This is a genomic window from Amycolatopsis sp. CA-211722, assembly GCF_056828465.1.
This window is the reverse complement of sequence record NZ_CP184752.1, coordinates 251,563-268,930: the sequence shown is the minus strand read 5'-3', so window position 1 is coordinate 268,930 and position 17,368 is coordinate 251,563. Positions and strand designations below refer to the sequence as shown.

Below are 17,368 nucleotides of genomic sequence, written 5' to 3'. Positions count from 1 at the left end.
ACTCGACGGGCTCAAGCCTGGGCCCAGGTGCGGACCAGTTCGCCGGCCCGCTCCCGAAGGAGTTCCGCCGCGTGCGCACGCGCGTGGTCGAGTGAAGGCGCGTGGTCGATCAGGGCGGCGCTGCCCACGACCCCGAGGCCGTCGAGCTGGTTCCGGTCCAGCTGGATCCGTCCGGCCAGCACCATCAGCGGCACCGCGTGCTCCCGCGCGCGGGCCGCGATACCCGCCGGGGCCTTGCCGTCGAGGCTCTGCTCGTCCAGCGAGCCCTCGCCGGTGATGACGAGGTCCGCGCGTTCGATGGCGTCGGCGACCCCGGTGAGCCCGGCGATGAGCTGAAAGCCGGATTCGACGCCCGCGCCGAGCCCCGCGATCGCGCCCGCGGCGACCCCGCCGCCCGCGCCCGCTCCGGGAAGATCGGAGACATCGGGGGTCCCGGCGTTCCGCAACGCCTGCGCCCAGCGGGACAGGGACGCGTCCAGTTGCTCGACCTCGCGCGGGCCCGCGCCCTTCTGCGGGCCGAAGATCGCGGCCGCGCCACGAGGGCCGAGCAAGGGGTTCGTCACGTCGGTGGCGACGGCGACCTCGACGGTACCGAGCCGTTCGCGCACCGGGCCGAGTTCGGCCAGCGCGACACGGCCCAGCGTGCCGCCGCCGAGCCCGACCGGCGCGCCGAACGCGTCGAAGACCCCGGCGCCCAGTGCCGCGAGCATCCCGGCGCCGCCGTCGGTGCTCGCGGTTCCGCCGACGGTCAGGACCAGCCGTCGCGCCCCGTGGTCGAGGGCGTGCGCGAGGAGTTCGCCCACGCCCCAGGTGTGCGCGGCCAGCGCCACTTCCGGGCTCGGGTCCACGAACTCGATCCCGCAGGCGCGGGCCGATTCGACGTAGGCCGTTCCGTCGAGCATCACGTAGCGCGCGTCGACGGTGTCGTCGAGCGGCCCGCGGACCGGGAGTTCCACGAGACGGCCGCCCGCCGCGACGAGGACGTCGAGCGTTCCCTCGCCGCCGTCGGCGACGGGGCAGGAGGAGACCTCGGCTCCGGGGAGCGCGTCGCGGACGCCGTCGGCGATCGCCTCGGCCGCCTCGACCGCGGTCAGGCTTCCCTTGAACTTGTCGGGCGCGATGACCACGCGAGTCATGGACGAACCTCCGTCAGCGGGTTTCCGCCGGTGAGCACCGACGCGACGTTCTCGGCCGCGAGCACGGCCATGGCGGTACGGGTCTCGACGGTCGCCGAACCCAGATGTGGCGTCAACACGACGTTTTCGCGGTTCAGCAGGCGCGGTTCGACCTCGGGTTCGGCCTCGAACACGTCGAGGCCCGCCCCGGCGATCTCGCCCGCTTCGAGCGCGTCCGCCAGCGCGGTCTCGTGGACGACGGGGCCGCGGGTGGTGTTGATCAGGTACGCGCCCGGTTTCATCGACTTCAGCGCGTCCGCGTCGACGAGGTGCCGGGTCTCCGGTGTCAGGGGGCAGTGCAGCGACACGACGTCGGAGCTTCGCAGCAACTCATCGAAGGGCACGTACGTCGCGCCCAAGGCCCTTTCGACGTCTTCGGTGGCCCGCGACCGTCCTGAGTAGACGATCCGCATCCCGAAACCGAGCGCCCGCCGCGCGACCGCCTGCCCGATCTGGCCGAGCCCGACGATCCCGAGCGTCTTGTCCTGCAGTGAGGAACCGAGCAGGAAACCCAGGTGGAACGACCACGGGGTACCCGCGCGGATCAGCCGTTCGCCCTCGCCGAGCCGCCGGGTGACCGCGAGGATCAGCCCGAACGCCAGATCCGCGGTGGCGTCGGTGAGCACGCCCGGGGTGTTGGTGACGGCGATCCCGCGCCCGGACAGCGCCGCGACGTCGACGTTGTCGTAGCCGACGGCCACGTTCGCCACGACCTTCAGCCCGGGGCCCGCCGCGTCGGCGACCTCACCGTCGAGCCGGTCGTGCAGCATGCCGACGATCGCGGACGCGCCGCGGACGAACTCGAGTAATTCGTCCCGCGTCAGCGGCCGGTCGGCGCGCGACATTTTCACCTCCCCGGCTTCCGCGAGCACCTTCAGCGCTTCGTCGGGAATCCACCGGGTCACCGCGATCTTCGAGGTCACGTCGTCAGCCTAGTGCGCGACGGTTGGTATCCCAAATGTGGAAATCCCCGCTGTGAGGGAGGCGCTTCCCCTGCGCGGGGGAGTCGTCACGGCCAGGCGCCCCGGGATGGTGATGGACGCGGAAAGGCTCCGCGAACAGGGGATTCCAGGGGTGGAAGATGAAACGATCACGAGAACTCGCCGCCGTCGGCGCCGCGCTGGTCCTCGCCACGACGCTCGTCGCGGCCGGTCCGGTGTCCGCCGCGGAGGAGGGCAAGCCGGCGGAACCGAGCCTGGTGGGAAGCGCGAAGCTGCTGCGCAAGGACGGCCAAGACGTCCGGTTCGCCTTCGACGCGCGCGGTCTCTTCCCCGAGAGCAGGGGGACCTTCCGGGTGAGCCACGTGGGGGAAGGGTTCTCCGCCTACTTCCGGGGCAGGATCGACTGCCTGGTCGTCGGCGGCCCGGTCGCCGTGGTCACCGGCATCGTCGAGGACACCGACGTCCCGGGCCTCAAGGACCGGAGGGTCGGGATGACGGTGTACGACGACGGCAGGCGTGACCGGCTCGGCTACAGCTGGGGGCCGGACCCCGAGAACAAGCGGATCGTGCCGCCGTGTCTGAGCACCGCGACCTTCGAACGCGTCGAGAGCGGGGACTTCAAGGCCGTCGAATGGTTCCCGCCCGGCAGCGGGATCGGCTGATCGCACGAGTCCGGCGCCATGATCGGCTCCCTTGTGCTATGTTCATATGCAGAACAGGTGTGCGCGATACGAACGTCGCGTATCGCTACAAGCGAGCCGGGAGTGGGGATGGCGGAGCTGCTGTCGTTGAAGGACGCCGTGGCGCGGCTGGTGCACGACGGGGACGTCGTCGCGCTCGAGGGCTTCACGCACCTCATTCCCGTGGCCGCCGGGCACGAGATCATCCGCCGGCGCCGCACCGGCCTGACGCTGGTCCGCATGACCCCGGACATCGTCTACGACCAGCTCATCGGCGCGGGCTGCGCGAGCAAGCTGATCTTTTCGTGGGGCGGAAACCCCGGGGTCGGCTCGCTGCACCGGTTCCGTGACGCGGTCCAGCACTCCTGGCCGGTACCGCTGGAGATAGAGGAACACAGCCACGCGGGGATGGCGAACCGGTACGTCGCCGGTGCCTCGGGTCTGCCGTTCGCCGTCCTGCGCGGATACACCGGCACCGATCTCGCCGCGCACACCGAAACGATCAAACCCATCACCTGCCCGTTCACCGGCGAGCGGCTGGCCGCCGTCCCCGCGCTCAATCCGGACGTCACGATCGTCCACGCCCAGCGCGCCGACCGATCCGGCAACGTCCAGATCTGGGGTATCACCGGCGTGCAGAAGGAGGCGGTGCTCGCGGCGAAGCGGTCGCTCGTCACCGTCGAGGAGGTCGTGGACGAACTGGAGCCCCGGCCGGGCGCGATCGTGCTGCCGTCGTGGGCGGTCACCGCCGTGGCCGAGGTGCCCGGCGGCGCGCGGCCGTCGTACGCGGCGGGTTACTACGAACGGGACAACGACGCCTACCAGGCATGGGACGCGATCGGCCGGGACAGGGAGAGCTTCACCCGCTGGCTCGACGAGCTGACGGGAGTGAAGGCATGACCGGGTACACCTCCGACGAGATGATGAGCGTCGCCGCCGCTCGCGCGCTCGGCGACGGGATGTCCTGTTTCGTGGGCATCGGCCTGCCGAGCACGGCCGCCAACCTGGCCCGCCGCGGGCACGCGCCGAACCTGACGCTCATCTACGAATCGGGCTGCCTCGGCGCCAAGCCGAGCAGGCTGCCGCTGTCCATCGGCGACGGCGAGCTCGCCGACACCGCGGACGCCGTGGTCAGCGTTCCCGAGGTCTTCAACTACTGGCTCCAGCCCGGCCGGATCGACGTCGGTTTCCTCGGCGCCGCCCAGCTGGACAAGTTCGGCAACATCAACACCACCGTCATCGGCCCGGACTACGCCAACCCCAAGGTGCGGCTCCCCGGGGCGGGCGGCGCCCCGGAGATCGCCGCCTCCTGCCGCGAGGTGTTCGTGGTGCTCCGGCAAAGCCCTCGCACGTTCGTCGAGAAGGTCGACTTCGTGACGTCGTTCGGCCACGGCGCCGGCAAGGGTGACCGCGAGCGTCTCGGCCTCCCGGGCGCCGGGCCGACGCTGGTGGTCACCGACCTCGGCCTGATGCGGCCGGACCCGGAGACCGCCGAGCTCACGCTCACCGAACTGCACCCCGGGGTCGAGGTCGATCAGGTCGTCGAGGCGACCGGGTGGAAACTGAAGGTGGCAGGCGACCTGGGGACCACCCCGGCGCCGACCGAGGCAGAACTCCGCATCCTCCGAGACCTCACAAGGGCGAGCGCATGACCGACGTCTTCCTGTTCGACGCCATCCGTACCCCGTTCGGCAAGTACGGCGGCGCCCTGTCCGGGGTCCGCCCGGACGACCTCGCCGCCACCGTCCTGCGGGCGCTGGCCGAACGCAACGACCTCGACCCGGCCACCGTCGACGAGGTGGTGCTCGGCGACGCCAACGGCGCCGGCGAGGACAACCGCAACGTCGCGCGGATGGCGGCGCTGCTCGCGGGCTGGCCGACGACCGTGCCCGGTGCCACGGTCAACCGCCTGTGCGGCTCCGGTCTCGACGCCGTCATGCAGGCCAGCCGGTCGGTCCAGGTCGGCGACGCCTCGCTCGTCGTCGCGGGCGGGGTCGAGTCGATGAGCCGTTCGCCGCTGGTCATGCAGAAGCCGGAGAAGGCCTTCCCGGCGGGCAACCAGACGCTGTACTCCACCGCGCTGGGCTGGCGCATGGTCAACCCGAAGATGCCCGAGCGGTGGACGGTCTCGCTCGGCGAATCCACCGAGCAGCTCGCGGAGCGTTACGGCATCGGCCGCGACGAGCAGGACGCGTTCGCCGTCCGCAGTCACGTCAACGCCGCCCGCGCCTGGGACGAGGGGTTCTACGACGACCACGTCGTCCCCGTCGAGGGAGTCGAACTCACCCGCGACGAGGGCATCCGGCCCGGTTCCACTCCGGAGAAGCTCGCGAAGCTGAAGCCGGTTTTCCGTCCACAAGGGACGGTCACGGCCGCGAACGCGTCGCCGTTGAACGACGGCGCCTCCGCGTTGCTGCTCGGTGACGAGGCGGCGGGCAAGCGGCTCGGCAAGGCGCCGCTGGCCCGGATCGCCGGCCGGGGCGCGGCGGGCGTCGACCCGGACGTCTTCGGCATCGGCCCGGTGCGCGCGGCCGAGATCGCCTTGGAGCGGGCCGGGATCGGCTGGGAGGACCTGGCCGCAGTCGAACTGAACGAGGCCTTCGCCGCGCAGTCGCTGGCCTGCCTGCGGGACTGGTCGAAGCTCGACCCTGAGATCGTGAACGTGAACGGCGGCGCGATCGCGATCGGGCATCCGCTGGGCGCCTCCGGCGGCCGGATCCTCGGCACGCTGGCCCACCACCTGCGCCGCACCGGCGGCCGGTGGGGCTTGGCCGCCATCTGCATCGGCGTCGGCCAGGGGCTGGCCGTCGTCCTCGAAGCACACTGAGCCGCGCTGGAGGGAACAGCATGTCCGCACCCGCAGAACTGAGGCTCCCGCGCTACCGGCGCGATCCCGACGGTACCCATCCGCCGCTCGATTCCGCCGGCTACCGGTCGACGGCGCTGCGGCATCCGAAGGAGCCGTTGATCGTGCTCCCGCATCTGCTGACCGAGGTCACCGGTCCCGCGCTGGGCCCGGGCCGGATCGGCGAGTTCGACAACGACCTCACCAAGGGCCACGCGGGGGAGCCGCAGGGCCAGCGGATCATCGTCACCGGGCGGCTGCTCGACGGTGACGGGCGGCCGATCCGCGATTCGCTGGTGGAGATCTGGCAGGCGAACGCGGGCGGCCGGTACCGGCACACCGGGGACCGCTGGCCGTCGCCGCTGGACCCCAACTTCGACGGCGCGGGCCGGACGCTCACCGACTCCGAAGGGCGCTACACCTTCACCACCATCAAACCGGGCGCGTACCCGTGGAAGAACCACGACAACGCCTGGCGGCCGGCGCATATCCACTTCTCCGTGTTCGGCAGCGCGTTCACCCAGCGGCTGGTCACCCAGATGTACTTCCCGGAAGACCCGCTGTTCTCGCAGGATCCGATCTTCAACTCCATCCCGGACGAGAAGGCGCGGCAGCGGATGATCGCGCGCTTCGACCTCGACCGCACGGAAGCCGAGTGGGCGCTGGCCTTCCAGTTCGACATCGTCGTGCGCGGCCGCGAGGCTTCGGTCTTCGAAGACGAGGAGGACGAGCACTGATGCCGGAGACGACGCCTTCCCAGACCGTCGGCCCGTACCTGTCCATCGGCCTGCCCTGGCCTGACGGACCGGACGTCGTCCCCGCGGACGAGCCCGCCGCGGTCCGGATCCACGGCCGCGTCCTCGACGGCGCGGGCGAACCCGTCCCGGACGCGATGATCGAGACGTGGCAGGCCGACGCCGACGGCCGGTTCGACCACCCCGACGACCCGCGCGGAGCGGTCGCGAGCGGGTTCCGGGGCTTCGGACGCTGCCCCACCGATCCGGGCGGCCACTACGAGATCCGGACGATCATGCCGGGGTCGCTGCCCGGTCCGGCGGGCAGCACGCAGGCGCCGCATATCGACGTCTCGGTGTTCGCCCGCGGCCTCCTGCACCGGGTGGTCACCCGGATCTACTTCGAGGACAACGACAACTCCGGGGATCCGGTGCTGGCGTCGGTCCCGGAGGCCCGCCGGGGCACCTTGGTCGCCACCAAGGACGGCGACGGCCACCGGTTCGACATCCGGTTGCAGGGCGAGGGGGAGACGGTGTTCTTCGATGTCTGAGCCGGTGAAGGTGCACAGCGTCGCGGAAGGGCCCGCGGACAGCCCCGTCGTGGTGTTCAGCGGATCGCTCGGCAGCGATCACCGCATGTGGGAACCCCAGGTGAAACCCTTGGTGGAGCAGGGTTTCCGGGTGATCCGGTACGACACCCGCGGGCATGGCGCGTCACCCGTCCCGCCCGGGCCGTACACCCTCGCGGACCTCGGCGGTGATCTGCTCGCGCTGCTCGACGAGCACGGGGCCGAGCGCGCCCACGTCGTCGGGCTCTCGCTCGGCGGGATGACCGGGATGTGGCTCGGCGTGCACGCGCCGGACCGGATCGCGAGCCTCGTGCTGTGCTGCACGTCGGCGAAGCTCGGGCCGCCGAGCATGTGGGCGGACAGGGCGAAGACGGTCCGCGAGCAGGGCACCGCCGCGGTCGCCGACGCCGGGGTCGGCCGCTGGCTGACCCCGGGGTACGCCGCCGCCCACCCCGGGCGGACCGCGTACCTGCGCGAGATGATCGCCGGCGTTCCCGCCGAGGGTTACGCGTCGTCGTGCCAGGCCATCGAAACGATGGACCTCGTCGGTGACCTGCCCAAGATCGCGGCGCGGACCCTGGTGATCGCCGGGGCCGAGGATCCGGCCACCCCGGTGGAGCACGCCGAGGTGATCGCGGGCGGCATCCCCGACGCGCGGCTCGAAGTCGTCGACGGCGCCGCGCATCTGGGGAGCTTCGAACAGCCCGAGCGGTTCACCGCGTTGATCCTCGAACACCTGGAGGCCGCCCGATGACCGACGACACCTACGAGACCGGCATGAAGGTGCGCCGCGAGGTCCTCGGAGACGAGCACGTCGATCGGGCGGTCGCCCGCACCACCGAGTTCAGCCGCCCGTTCCAGGACTACATCACCCGGGGCGCCTGGGGATCGGTCTGGTCGCGGGACGGGCTCGACCGCAAGACCCGCAGCTGCGTCACCCTCGCCGCGCTCACCGCGCTGCACGCCCACGACGAGCTCGCCATGCACGTCCGCGCCGCCGTCCACAATGGACTCACCGCGCGGGAGATCTCCGAGGTCCTGCTGCACACCGCCGTCTACGCGGGTGCCCCGGCCGCCAACGCCGCGTTCGCCGTCGCGCAGCGGGTCCTGGCCGAACTCGGTGAGCCTGCCGCCCAGGAAACGGGAGGCGGTTAGGGTTCTCGTATGGACGAGGGCGAGGTGACCGAGCGCGGGGCGCATCATGTCCAGTCGCTGGAGCGCGGGCTGGCCGTGATCAAGGCGTTCAACGCGGACGCGGCGGAACTCACCCTCAGCGACGTAGCCCGCGCGACCGGGCTCACCAGGGCGGCCGCCCGCCGGTTCCTGCTCACCCTCGTCGATCTCGGGTACGTGCGCACGGACGGCAAGTACTTCTCGCTGACCGCCCGGGTCCTCGAGCTCGGCTACTCGTATCTGTCGAGCCTGTCCCTGCCGGAGGTCGCCCAGCCACATCTGGAGCGGCTCTCCGCCGAGGTGCACGAGTCGAGCTCGGTCTCCGTGCTCGAAGTCCCGGACATCGTCTACGTCGCCAGGGTGGCCGTTTCGCGGATCATGACCGTCAGCATCAATGTCGGCACCCGTTTCCCCGCCCACGCGACGTCGATGGGGCAGGTCCTGCTGGCCGGCCTGGATGACACCGAACTGCGGGAATACCTCGGCAGGGCGAAGCTCGACAAGCTCACCGCGCGCACCAAGAGCAGGCCGGAGGAGCTGATCGCCGAACTGGTCAGGATCCATCGGCAGGGCTACGCGATGGTCGACCAGGAACTCGAAGAAGGCCTCCGCTCGATCGCCGCGCCGATCCACGACCGGCGGGGCAGGATCGTGGCCGCGGTCAACCTCTCCACCCACGCCAGCCGCACGACACCGGAGTCGGTCGAACGGGAACTGCTGCCGTCGCTGCTCTCGGCGGCACGGGCAATCGAGGCCGATCTGGCCTCGGCGCCGCCCACCAGAGCGCGGCATGGCTGAGGTCGCCGGGCTGCTGCTCGCGGCCGGAGCCGGACGCCGGTTCGGCGGGCCGAAGGCGCTCGCGGTCGTCGACGGCGAGCCGTTCGTCGTCCGGTCGCTGCGGGTCCTCGTCGACGCGGGCTGCGCGCCCGTCCGGGTGGTGCTTGGTGCCTCGGCCGCCGAAGCCCGCGCGCTCCTGCCCGACCCCGGGGCGGCCGTCGTCGCCGAGGACTGGGAGTCCGGCATGGGCGCGTCCTTGCGCGCCGGCTTGCGCGTGCTCACCGGGACCGACGCCGAAGCCGCCGTCGTGCACCTCGTGGATCTGCCCGGCGTCGGTGCGGACGTGATCCGCCGGGTCGCCGCCGGAGCCGGCGAAGTCACCGTCGCGCGTGCCGCGTACGAAGGCGTTCCCGGCCACCCCGTCGTACTCGGCCGCCGCTGGTGGCCGGAGATCATCGCGGGCGCGTCCGGGGACAGGGGCGCCCGCGACTGGCTCAAGGGACGCCAGGACCTGCGGCTCGTCGAATGCGGCGACCTCGGCACCGGGCACGACGTGGACCGTCGCGAGGATCTTCCGGGCTGATCTCCGGCCCGCTGAGGCATACCATCGGCGAGTGACCGTCGAATCGCCCGAGAAACTGGCCGAAGCCCTCGAAACGGTCGGCTACCTCGCCGACGACGGCATCGCCACGGCCGGCTTCCTCGCCGTGGCGCTCGGCCGCCCGCTGTTCTGCGAGGGCGAACCGGGCACCGGCAAGACATCGCTCGCGCTGGGCCTGGCCGAGGCGCTCGGCATGCCGCTCATCCGGCTCCAGTGTCACGAAGGGATCGACGCGGCGCAGGCACTGTACGAATGGGACTTTCCTCGCCAGCTGCTGCATTTGCGGGCGCTCGAGGCCGCGGGTGACGGCGCCCTCGACGTCGAAGCCGCCGAACAGTCCCTCTACACCGAACGCTTCCTGCTCTCCCGGCCGTTGCTGAAGGCGTTGCAGACCGCTCCTTGTGTCCTGCTGGTCGACGAGATCGACCGGGCGGACGACGAGTTCGAAGCCTTCCTTCTGCAACTCCTGGACGAGAACGCGGTGACGATCCCCGAGTTCGGCGAAGTGCGCGCCGGACATCCGCCACTCGTGGTGCTCACGTCCAACCGCACGCGGGAAGTGCACGACGCGCTGAAGCGACGCTGTCTCTATCACTGGCTCGAGCATCCGGACCTCGGCCGCGAGCTCGAGATCCTGCGCCGCAAGATCCCGGCGCTGGGCGAGGCGCTCGCGGTCCAGGTCGCGACGGCGGTGCGGCGGCTCCGCGCGATGGAGCTGCTGAAACCGCCCGGGGTGGCGGAATCGCTCGATTGGGCTCAGGCGCTCCTCGCACTGGGAATGTCCGAATTGGACGCCGCGACCGCCGCCCGGACCCTCGGTTCCGTGCTCAAGTACAGCGAAGACCTGGACAGGGTCCGGGCCAAGCTGGACAAGCTGCTCGCCTGAGCTTCAGCGGCGCCGCAGTGACGCGTCGAGCAGAGCGGGCGGGGTGTCGTGCTTCTCCTCCGGGGCCAGGTCGGTGCCCGGGGCGACGATCTCGTCGATCGCGTCGAGGACGTCGGACGGCAGCACGGTGTCCGCGGCGGCGAGCTGCGATTCGAGGTGCTCCAGCGTGCGAGGGCCGATGATCGCGCTCGTCACCCCCGGATGGGCGACGACGAAGCCGAGCGCGAGCTGGATCAGGCTCAGCCCGGCCTGGTCGGCGACCTTGACCAGCCGTTCGACGGCTTCCAGCCTGGCCCGGTTCGCGGGCCTGGTCAGGTCGAAACGCTGGGGCAGGACCGCCGAACGGTTCGTGCTGATCGCACGGCCTTCCCGGACCGCGCCGGACAGCCAGCCGGACGCCAGCGGGCTCCACGCGAGCACGCCCATCCCGTATTCCTCGGTCACGGGCAGGACCTGCGTTTCGATGCCGCGCTGGAGGATCGAGTAGCTGGGCTGCTCGGTGACGTAGCGGCCCAGACGAAGCTCGCGGGCGGCCCATTGGGCCTGCACGATGCGATACGCGGGGAACGTCGACGAACCGAAGTAGCGGATCTTCCCCGCCTGACGCAGATCCGTCAGTGCGGAAAGGGTTTCTTCGTCGCTGGTCCTCGGGTCCCAGCGGTGGACCTGGTAGAGATCGACGTGGTCGACGCCGAGGCGGCGCAGGCTGTTGTCCAGTTCGGTGACCAGCCAGCGGCGTGAAGCGCCCTGGTGATTGCGCTCGTCACCCATCGGCATGCTCGCCTTCGTGGCCAGCACGACGTCCTCACGGCGGCCCGCGATGGCCTTCCCGACCATGACCTCCGACTCGCCCGCGCTGTACATGTCCGCGGTGTCGACGAGGTTGATCCCGCCCTCCAGCGCGGCGTCGACGATGGCGGTGGCCTCGTCCTGGGTGGTGCGCCCGATCGCGCCGAAGTTCATCGCGCCGAGCGCGAGGGTGCTGACCTGGACGCCGGTCCTGCCCAAGGTGCGGTACTGCATGACGCTGTCCTCCATGGCAAAATGTGCAAGCGGAACGTTGCTCCGCTAACGATACGGAGCAGTGTTCCGTTTGGCAACCGTGGTGACGGAGGAGTGGCGATGAGTGAAGAGGGCACCAAGGCCAAACGCGCGGACGCCCGCCGCAACGAGAAGACCTTGCTCGACGCCGCGGCCGCCGTCTTCGTCACTTCGGGCGTCGAGGCACCGGTCCGCGACATCGCGGCGAAGGCCGGGGTCGGGATGGGCACGATCTACCGGCATTTCCCGACCAGGGCCGACCTCATCATCGCCGTCTACCGGCACCAGGTCGACGCGTGCGCCGAAGCCGGGCCGGAGCTGCTGGCGTCGAGCGATTCCCCCTACGAGGCGTTGCGGCGCTGGATCGACCTCTTCGTCGATTTCCTGGTCACCAAACACGGCCTGGCGGCGGTGCTGCAGTCCGACAACGCCGGGTTCGAGACGCTCCACACCTACTTCCTCGACACCCTCCTGCCGGTGTGCGCGCGACTGCTCGACGCGGCGGCGAAAGCGAGTGAGATCCGCTCCGATCTCGAGGCGCTCGAAGTGATGCGCGGCGTCGGGAACCTCTGCATCGGCGCCGAAAGCGACCCGCGCTACAACGCGCGCAAGATGGTCGGCGTGCTCATCGCGGGACTTCGCGAGAGGTAAGGCAAAGGGTGCTTCGCTCTGTGCCTGGCGCCGTCGTCTCCCATTTTGTCCCCGCACGAGATCTGGTGACGGTGTCGCGAAAGCCACTTTCGGGACATCGGACGTCGCGAAAGTGGCTTTCGCGACACCTCGGCCATGAAGCGGGAAATGCCACCTCTCGACAGGACCTAGGTCCATGGCGGTGGCGCCATTCCGCGCGCTACAACTCGGTCATGGAACGTACACAGTGCTGTGTGGTGGGGGGCGGTCCGGCGGGGATGGTGCTCGGGCTCCTCCTGGCGCGGGCCGGGGTCGAGGTCACCGTTCTCGAGAAACACCAGGACTTCTTCCGTGATTTCCGCGGTGACACCGTGCATCCGCCGACGCTGACGCTGCTCGACGAACTCGGCCTCGGTGAGCGCTTCGCGAAATTGCCGTCGCGACGGCTGGAGAAGATGCGGATGCTGATCGGCGACGCGACCGTCGTCGCCGCCGATTTCAGCCGCATTCCGGGGCCGCACAAATACATCGCGATGGTTCCGCAATGGGATTTCCTCAACCTGCTCGCCGAAGCCGCGGCCGAGGAACCGACGTTCACCCTGCGAATGGGAGCCGAAGTGCTCGGCCTGCGCGAGGGCGGCGGCGTGCGCTACCGCGATGCCGACGGTCAGGAGCGGGAGCTGGCCGCGCCGCTCGTGGTCGGCTGTGACGGCCGGGACTCGCTGATCCGCGCCGAAGCGGGGCTCGTGCCGAAGGAGTACGAGGTGCCGATGGACGTCTGGTGGGTCCGGGTGCCGAAACTCGAAGACACCGGCAAAGAGGCCCAGGTGTTCGGCCGGTTCGAGGGCGGGCTCGCCGGCGTGACGATGGACCGCGGCGACTACTTCCAGACCTCGTACCTGATCCGGAAGGGACAGGACACCGCCCAGCGGGCCGAAGGGATCGAGCGGTTCCGCGAGCGGATCGGCGGACTGTTCGGCTGGAACGACGCGCAGCTGAGCGAGATCCGCGGCTGGGACGACGTCAAACTGCTGAAGGTCCGGATGTCCAAGCTGCCGCGCTGGTACTCGGGCCGGGTGCTCTGCATCGGCGACGCCGCGCACGCGATGTCACCGGTCGGGGGCATGGGCGTCAACATCGCGGTGCAGGACGCGGTCGCGACCGCGCGGATCCTCGCCGCCCCACTGCTGCGCGGGACGCTGACCGCGCGGGATCTCGCCCGCGTGCAGCGCCGTCGATCCGTGGCCGTCACGATCGCCCAGAAGCAGCAACTGGAGGAGCACAAGATGCTCATCGAGCCCGCACTCGACGGGACCTTGAACGAGCGGACGGTGCCGCTACCGCTCCGCATTTCGGACCGGTTCCCGCAGCTCACCGCCCTCGCGGCCTTCATGGGCGGCATGGGCCCCTTGCGCGAGAAGACCCCGGCCTTCGCGCGCCGCTGACCCCGCGTTTCGTCCTCTGGTTGCGGTACTTGCACGTGCAAGTACCGCAACTAGAGGACGAAACGCGCGCACAATGGAGGGGTGAGCGATCCACTGGCGGGCTTCGTCGGCTTCGCGGAGGCATTGCGCGAAGCGGGTTTGCCGTGCGACGCGCACCGGGTGCGGGCGTACCTCGAAGCCGTCGGCGAGATCGATCTGGCCGATCCGGAACAGCTGTACTGGGCCGGGCGGCTGACGCTGTGCGCGGATCCCGACGACCTCCCGCGCTACGACGCCGCTTTCGACGGCTGGTTCACCGAGAAGGAAACCGCGCCACGGCGGCGAAGCCGGGAAGCGACCCCGAAGCGCGCCAGGATCGCGACGCTCGCGCATGCGGGCCAGGGCGAGTCCGGCGCGGAACCCGACGAGCTCCGCGTGGCGGCCAGTGACGAAGAGATCCTGCGGCACCGCGATCTCGCCGAGCTGAGCGTCGCCGAACGCGCTCACCTGCGAGAACTGCTCGCGAAACTGCGCCCGGCGCTCCCGGTGCGGCCGTCCCCGCGCCGCCGCGCGGCCCGGCGGGGCACGCTCGATCCGTCGCGCACGCTCCGCGCGATGCTGGCCGGGGGCGGCGAGCCCGTGCGCCTGGCGTACCGGCGGAAAGGAAGCAGACCCCGCCGCGTCGTCCTCCTGATCGACGTCTCCGGCTCGATGGGGCCCTACGCCGACTCCCTGCTGCGGTTCGCGCACGTCGTGGCGCGGTGCGCTCCCGGCCGGGTCGAGGTGTTCACCCTGGGCACCCGGCTCACCAGGGTCTCCCGCCAGCTGCGGCTGCGCGATCCCGAGCACGCCATGCTCGCCGCGGCCGCCGCGGTCCCCGATTTCGCGGGCGGGACCCGGCTCGGCGAGACCCTGCGGGCGTTCCTCGACCGGTGGGGACAACGCGGGGTGGCCAGGCGATCCGTCGTCACCGTGTTCTCCGACGGATGGGAACGGGGCGACACCGCCCTGCTCGGCGAGCAGCTCGCCAGGCTGCGCCGGCTCGCGCACGTCGTATTCTGGGTGAATCCGCACGCGGGGCGGGCGGGTTACGCTCCCGTGCAGTCCGGCATCGTGGCCGCGCTCCCGCACCTCGATCGGCTGCTCGCCGGGCACAGCTTGGCCACCTTGGAACGACTTCTCGTGGAGATCGCCGATGCGTGACGTACTGGACGAACTGCACCGCCGGTGGGCGGCGGGCGAGACGGTGGGGGTCGGCACGGTGGTGGCGACGTTCTCGTCGGCGCCGCGGAGCCCCGGCGCGGCGATGTTCGTCGCCCCGGACGGCACGGTCACCGGCAGCGTCTCCGGGGGCTGCGTCGAGGGCGCCGTCTACGAGCTCGCGCAGCAGGTGGTCGCCGAACGCGCGCCCGTGCTGCAGCGCTACGGCGTGTCCGACGACGACGCCTTCGCCGTCGGGCTGACCTGCGGCGGGATCATCGACATCTACGTCCAGCACATCGACCGCGACTCGATGCCGGAGCTCGGCGACGTCGTCGAATCGGTCCACAGTGGACAGCCGGTCTCCGTGGTCACGGTGATCGAGCACGAACGGGAGGGCATGGTCGGCGAGCATCTGATCGTCTGGCCGGATCGTGTCGCGGGTTCGCTCGGTTCGTCGCGCATGGACGACGCCGTCGTCGACGACGCGCGCGGCATGCTCGCCGGCGGCCGCACGGGCACCCTGCACTACGGGCCGGACGGGCAGCGCCGCGGCGAGGGGATGACGGTCTTCGTCAACTCCTTCGAGCCGCCCGCGCGCCTGCTGGTCTTCGGCGCGATCGACTTCGCGGCCGCGATGGCGAAGATGGGCGCGTACCTGGGCTACCAGGTCACGGTCTGCGACGCGCGGCCCGTGTTCGCGACGAAGAGCCGGTTCCCCGACGCGGACGAGGTCGTCGTCGACTGGCCGCATCGCTACCTCAAGGCCGAGGCCGAAGCGGGCCGGGTCGACGGCCGGACCGCGATCGCCGTCCTCACCCACGATCCGAAGTTCGACGTGCCGCTGCTGGAGGTCGCGTTGCGCCTCGACGTCGGCTACGTCGGCGCGATGGGCTCGCGAAAGACCCACGACGACCGCTTCGCGCGGCTGCGCGAAGCCGGGGTCACCGAGACGGAACTCGAACGGCTGTCTTCGCCGATCGGTCTCGATCTCGGCGCGCGGACCCCGGAGGAGACCGCGGTGTCGATCGCGGCGGAGATCATCGCGCTGCGCTGGAGCGGCTCGGGATCGAGGCTCGCCGAGCTCAGCGGCCGGATCCACGGCTGACGCCGGGTACCGGGACCGCCTGGCTCGACTTGACCACCTCGAAGGCGGGCAGGGTTTCGAACCGTTTGACGCGCTCGTCGAACAGTTTCCTGGACAGGTACCGGCTCGCCTTGAGATCCGGGGTGAGCAGGACGACGACGTAGTCCCACTGCCCGACGATGCTGTAGCAGTGCTGGACGCGGGGCTCGGCCAGCATCCGCTCGCGGAAGGCCGTGTGGCTTTTCTCGTCGTCGTCGGTCAGCGCGACCAGGATGACCGACGTCATCCCCGCGCCGAGCGTCTCCGGATCGAGCACGGCGACCTCGGCGCGGATCACCCCGTCGGCGCGCAGCCGGGTCAGCCGTCGCTGGACCGCGCTGGGGGAGAGACCGACGGCGTCGCCCAGATCGTGCAGCGGGCGGGCGGCGTCGGCCTGGACGAGGTCGAGCAGCAGATGGTCGATCTCGTCGAGAGGCACGCAAGATTTTTGCACGCGGGCGGGAAAATTTACAATCGGCGTGCTCGGCTCCCGGCCTAGCTTGAGGGTCATGGACCTGAAGCTGGACAACGTCGCCGAGGCGGCGAAGGTGATCGATCCCGTCTTCCTCGACTCCCCGCAGTACAGCGACGAACAGCTGAACGAACGGCTCGGCCGTTCCGTGCTGGTGAAGATCGAGACGCTGAATCCGTTGCGCAGCTTCAAGGGCCGGGGCGCGGACTATTTCGCCGCCGGGCTGGAGCCGGGGACCACCCTGGTGTGCGGGACGAGCGGCAACTTCGGGCAGGCCGTCGCGTTCGCCGCCGGGAAACGCGGATTGCGAGCCGAGGTGTTCGTCCCGGCCGACGTCTCCCCGGTCAAACTGCGGCGGATCAAGACCCTGGGGGCGCGGGTGCGGAGGGTCGAGGGTGAGGTGAAGGTCGCCGCGGCCGCCTTCGCCGCCGAAGCGCCGGATCGCGTGTTCGTGGTCGACGGCCGTGAACCCGCGATCTCCGAAGGGGCGGGCACGATCGGGCTGGAGCTGGCGGCGGCGGGCGCGATCGACACGGTCGTGCTCCCGGTCGGCGACGGCGCGCTGATCGCCGGAGTCGCGCTGTGGCTCAAGGCGCATACGCCGGACGTCCGGATCGTCGGCGCCGGGACCACGTCGGCACCCGCCATGGCGAAGAGCTGGCGGGCCGGTGAGCCGGTCACCGTCGACCGGGTGAACTCGTTCGCCGGTGGCATCTCGATCCGCACCCCGGAACCCGAATCCATCCGGCGGCTGCGGTCGCTGGTGGACGACTTCGTCCTCGTCGAGGACGACGATCTGCGCGCGGCCATGCGGCTGGGCGCGGAAACCCTCGGCGTCCTGCCGGAACCGGCGGGGGCGGCGGGCCTGGCCGCGCTGACCGTGCACGACATCCCGGGCGACCGGGTCGCCACCGTGATCACCGGGGCGAACGCCACCTGGCCTCGTGAGTGGTAAGGACGGTTAGAACCGTCCTTACCACTCACGAGGCGTGAAGACCCCCTCGCAGGGGTTGCTCTGGCGGGACCAACGTAGCACGCTCGACTGTGAGTCCGATCACGGTCGTTCCGGGGTCGGTCCGTGACAACCGAATGAC

General features: G+C 70.8%; 20 protein-coding genes. 16 read left to right on the top strand and 4 right to left on the bottom strand.

What is annotated here, in order from left to right; genetic code table 11:
- Nucleotides 1-11: 11 nt before the first annotated feature.
- Nucleotides 12-1,136 (bottom strand): glycerate kinase, encoded by a 1,125-nt coding sequence (locus tag ACOCEP_RS01255; RefSeq protein WP_482335350.1) that lies wholly within the window; start codon nt 1,134-1,136, stop codon nt 12-14.
- Nucleotides 1,133-2,098: a 2-hydroxyacid dehydrogenase gene (locus ACOCEP_RS01250; RefSeq protein ID WP_482335349.1), complete on the bottom strand. Its 966-nt coding sequence runs from the start codon at nt 2,096-2,098 to the stop codon at nt 1,133-1,135. The genes ACOCEP_RS01255 and ACOCEP_RS01250 overlap by 4 nt, the downstream gene beginning before the upstream one ends.
- Nucleotides 2,099-2,256: 158 nt before the next feature.
- Between ACOCEP_RS01250 and ACOCEP_RS01245 the strand changes: the two genes are divergently transcribed.
- The 11 genes from ACOCEP_RS01245 to ACOCEP_RS01195 all read left to right on the top strand — a co-directional run bounded on the left by ACOCEP_RS01245 (nt 2,257) and on the right by ACOCEP_RS01195 (nt 10,381).
- Nucleotides 2,257-2,778: a hypothetical protein gene (locus tag ACOCEP_RS01245; RefSeq protein ID WP_482335348.1), complete on the top strand. Its 522-nt coding sequence runs from the start codon at nt 2,257-2,259 to the stop codon at nt 2,776-2,778.
- A gap of 108 nt (nt 2,779-2,886) precedes the next feature.
- Nucleotides 2,887-3,696 carry a CoA transferase subunit A gene (locus tag ACOCEP_RS01240; RefSeq protein ID WP_482335347.1) on the top strand — a complete coding sequence of 270 codons (810 nt, stop codon included), beginning with the start codon at nt 2,887-2,889 and terminating at the stop codon, nt 3,694-3,696.
- A complete protein-coding gene (locus ACOCEP_RS01235) occupies nt 3,693-4,448 on the top strand; it encodes a CoA-transferase subunit beta (protein WP_482335346.1) in 756 nt (251 codons plus the stop codon). Before ACOCEP_RS01240 ends, ACOCEP_RS01235 begins: the two co-directional genes overlap by 4 nt.
- Entirely contained in the window at nt 4,445-5,623 is a 1,179-nt protein-coding gene (locus tag ACOCEP_RS01230) for a thiolase family protein (RefSeq protein ID WP_482335345.1), read from the top strand. The genes ACOCEP_RS01235 and ACOCEP_RS01230 overlap by 4 nt, the downstream gene beginning before the upstream one ends.
- A gap of 20 nt (nt 5,624-5,643) precedes the next feature.
- Entirely contained in the window at nt 5,644-6,378 is a 735-nt protein-coding gene (gene pcaH / locus ACOCEP_RS01225) for a protocatechuate 3,4-dioxygenase subunit beta (RefSeq protein WP_482335344.1), read from the top strand.
- Entirely contained in the window at nt 6,378-6,926 is a 549-nt protein-coding gene (pcaG, locus tag ACOCEP_RS01220; protein WP_482335343.1) for a protocatechuate 3,4-dioxygenase subunit alpha, read from the top strand. Before pcaH ends, pcaG begins: the two co-directional genes overlap by 1 nt.
- Nucleotides 6,919-7,698 carry a 3-oxoadipate enol-lactonase gene (gene pcaD / locus ACOCEP_RS01215; protein ID WP_482335342.1) on the top strand — a complete coding sequence of 260 codons (780 nt, stop codon included), beginning with the start codon at nt 6,919-6,921 and terminating at the stop codon, nt 7,696-7,698. The genes pcaG and pcaD overlap by 8 nt, the downstream gene beginning before the upstream one ends.
- On the top strand, nt 7,695-8,099 hold the full coding sequence (pcaC, locus tag ACOCEP_RS01210; protein WP_482335341.1) for a 4-carboxymuconolactone decarboxylase: 405 nt from the start codon (nt 7,695-7,697) through the stop codon (nt 8,097-8,099). Before pcaD ends, pcaC begins: the two co-directional genes overlap by 4 nt.
- A gap of 9 nt (nt 8,100-8,108) precedes the next feature.
- Nucleotides 8,109-8,915, top strand: a complete 807-nt coding sequence (locus tag ACOCEP_RS01205; RefSeq protein WP_482335340.1) for an IclR family transcriptional regulator domain-containing protein — start codon at nt 8,109-8,111, stop codon at nt 8,913-8,915.
- On the top strand, nt 8,908-9,477 hold the full coding sequence (locus ACOCEP_RS01200; RefSeq protein WP_482335339.1) for a nucleotidyltransferase family protein: 570 nt from the start codon (nt 8,908-8,910) through the stop codon (nt 9,475-9,477). The genes ACOCEP_RS01205 and ACOCEP_RS01200 overlap by 8 nt, the downstream gene beginning before the upstream one ends.
- A gap of 31 nt (nt 9,478-9,508) precedes the next feature.
- Entirely contained in the window at nt 9,509-10,381 is an 873-nt protein-coding gene (locus ACOCEP_RS01195) for an AAA family ATPase (RefSeq protein ID WP_482335338.1), read from the top strand.
- 3 nt (nt 10,382-10,384) lie between these two features.
- Here the strand turns inward: ACOCEP_RS01195 and ACOCEP_RS01190 are convergent, their stop codons facing one another.
- Nucleotides 10,385-11,404: an aldo/keto reductase gene (locus tag ACOCEP_RS01190; RefSeq protein ID WP_482335337.1), complete on the bottom strand. Its 1,020-nt coding sequence runs from the start codon at nt 11,402-11,404 to the stop codon at nt 10,385-10,387.
- Between the two features lie 99 nt (nt 11,405-11,503).
- Between ACOCEP_RS01190 and ACOCEP_RS01185 the strand changes: the two genes are divergently transcribed.
- The 4 genes from ACOCEP_RS01185 to ACOCEP_RS01170 all read left to right on the top strand — a co-directional run bounded on the left by ACOCEP_RS01185 (nt 11,504) and on the right by ACOCEP_RS01170 (nt 15,784).
- On the top strand, nt 11,504-12,073 hold the full coding sequence (locus tag ACOCEP_RS01185; protein ID WP_482335336.1) for a TetR/AcrR family transcriptional regulator: 570 nt from the start codon (nt 11,504-11,506) through the stop codon (nt 12,071-12,073).
- A 212-nt stretch (nt 12,074-12,285) separates the two neighbouring features.
- Nucleotides 12,286-13,497 (top strand): FAD-dependent oxidoreductase, encoded by a 1,212-nt coding sequence (locus tag ACOCEP_RS01180; RefSeq protein ID WP_482335335.1) that lies wholly within the window; start codon nt 12,286-12,288, stop codon nt 13,495-13,497.
- Nucleotides 13,498-13,578: 81 nt separating this feature from the next.
- Entirely contained in the window at nt 13,579-14,679 is a 1,101-nt protein-coding gene (locus ACOCEP_RS01175) for a vWA domain-containing protein (RefSeq protein ID WP_482335334.1), read from the top strand.
- Complete coding sequence (locus tag ACOCEP_RS01170) at nt 14,672-15,784, top strand: XdhC family protein (RefSeq protein WP_482335333.1); 1,113 nt, start codon at nt 14,672-14,674, stop codon at nt 15,782-15,784. Before ACOCEP_RS01175 ends, ACOCEP_RS01170 begins: the two co-directional genes overlap by 8 nt.
- Here the strand turns inward: ACOCEP_RS01170 and ACOCEP_RS01165 are convergent.
- Nucleotides 15,762-16,241, bottom strand: a complete 480-nt coding sequence (locus ACOCEP_RS01165) for an Lrp/AsnC family transcriptional regulator (RefSeq protein WP_482335332.1) — start codon at nt 16,239-16,241, stop codon at nt 15,762-15,764. The genes ACOCEP_RS01170 and ACOCEP_RS01165 overlap by 23 nt on opposite strands.
- Before the next feature lie 70 nt (nt 16,242-16,311).
- Here ACOCEP_RS01165 and ACOCEP_RS01160 point away from each other — a divergent pair, with 70 nt between their 5' ends.
- Nucleotides 16,312-17,229 (top strand): threonine ammonia-lyase, encoded by a 918-nt coding sequence (locus ACOCEP_RS01160; protein WP_482335331.1) that lies wholly within the window; start codon nt 16,312-16,314, stop codon nt 17,227-17,229.
- Nucleotides 17,230-17,368: the final 139 nt, after the last annotated feature.

Bases quoted from the DNA above. Each gene is read 5' to 3' on its own strand.
- pcaH (WP_482335344.1), top strand. From the start codon at position 5,644: ATGTCCGCACCCGCAGAACTGAGGCTCCCGCGCTACCGGCGCGATCCC.
- ACOCEP_RS01205 (WP_482335340.1), top strand. From the start codon at position 8,109: ATGGACGAGGGCGAGGTGACCGAGCGCGGGGCGCATCATGTCCAGTCG.
- ACOCEP_RS01190 (WP_482335337.1), bottom strand. From the start codon at position 11,404: ATGCAGTACCGCACCTTGGGCAGGACCGGCGTCCAGGTCAGCACCCTC.
- ACOCEP_RS01235 (WP_482335346.1), top strand. From the start codon at position 3,693: ATGACCGGGTACACCTCCGACGAGATGATGAGCGTCGCCGCCGCTCGC.
- ACOCEP_RS01185 (WP_482335336.1), top strand. From the start codon at position 11,504: ATGAGTGAAGAGGGCACCAAGGCCAAACGCGCGGACGCCCGCCGCAAC.
- pcaG (WP_482335343.1), top strand. From the start codon at position 6,378: ATGCCGGAGACGACGCCTTCCCAGACCGTCGGCCCGTACCTGTCCATC.
- ACOCEP_RS01230 (WP_482335345.1), top strand. From the start codon at position 4,445: ATGACCGACGTCTTCCTGTTCGACGCCATCCGTACCCCGTTCGGCAAG.
- ACOCEP_RS01160 (WP_482335331.1), top strand. From the start codon at position 16,312: ATGGACCTGAAGCTGGACAACGTCGCCGAGGCGGCGAAGGTGATCGAT.
- ACOCEP_RS01200 (WP_482335339.1), top strand. From the start codon at position 8,908: ATGGCTGAGGTCGCCGGGCTGCTGCTCGCGGCCGGAGCCGGACGCCGG.
- ACOCEP_RS01180 (WP_482335335.1), top strand. From the start codon at position 12,286: ATGGAACGTACACAGTGCTGTGTGGTGGGGGGCGGTCCGGCGGGGATG.
- ACOCEP_RS01245 (WP_482335348.1), top strand. From the start codon at position 2,257: ATGAAACGATCACGAGAACTCGCCGCCGTCGGCGCCGCGCTGGTCCTC.
- pcaC (WP_482335341.1), top strand. From the start codon at position 7,695: ATGACCGACGACACCTACGAGACCGGCATGAAGGTGCGCCGCGAGGTC.
- ACOCEP_RS01170 (WP_482335333.1), top strand. From the start codon at position 14,672: ATGCGTGACGTACTGGACGAACTGCACCGCCGGTGGGCGGCGGGCGAG.
- ACOCEP_RS01240 (WP_482335347.1), top strand. From the start codon at position 2,887: ATGGCGGAGCTGCTGTCGTTGAAGGACGCCGTGGCGCGGCTGGTGCAC.
- pcaD (WP_482335342.1), top strand. From the start codon at position 6,919: ATGTCTGAGCCGGTGAAGGTGCACAGCGTCGCGGAAGGGCCCGCGGAC.
- ACOCEP_RS01255 (WP_482335350.1), bottom strand. From the start codon at position 1,136: ATGACTCGCGTGGTCATCGCGCCCGACAAGTTCAAGGGAAGCCTGACC.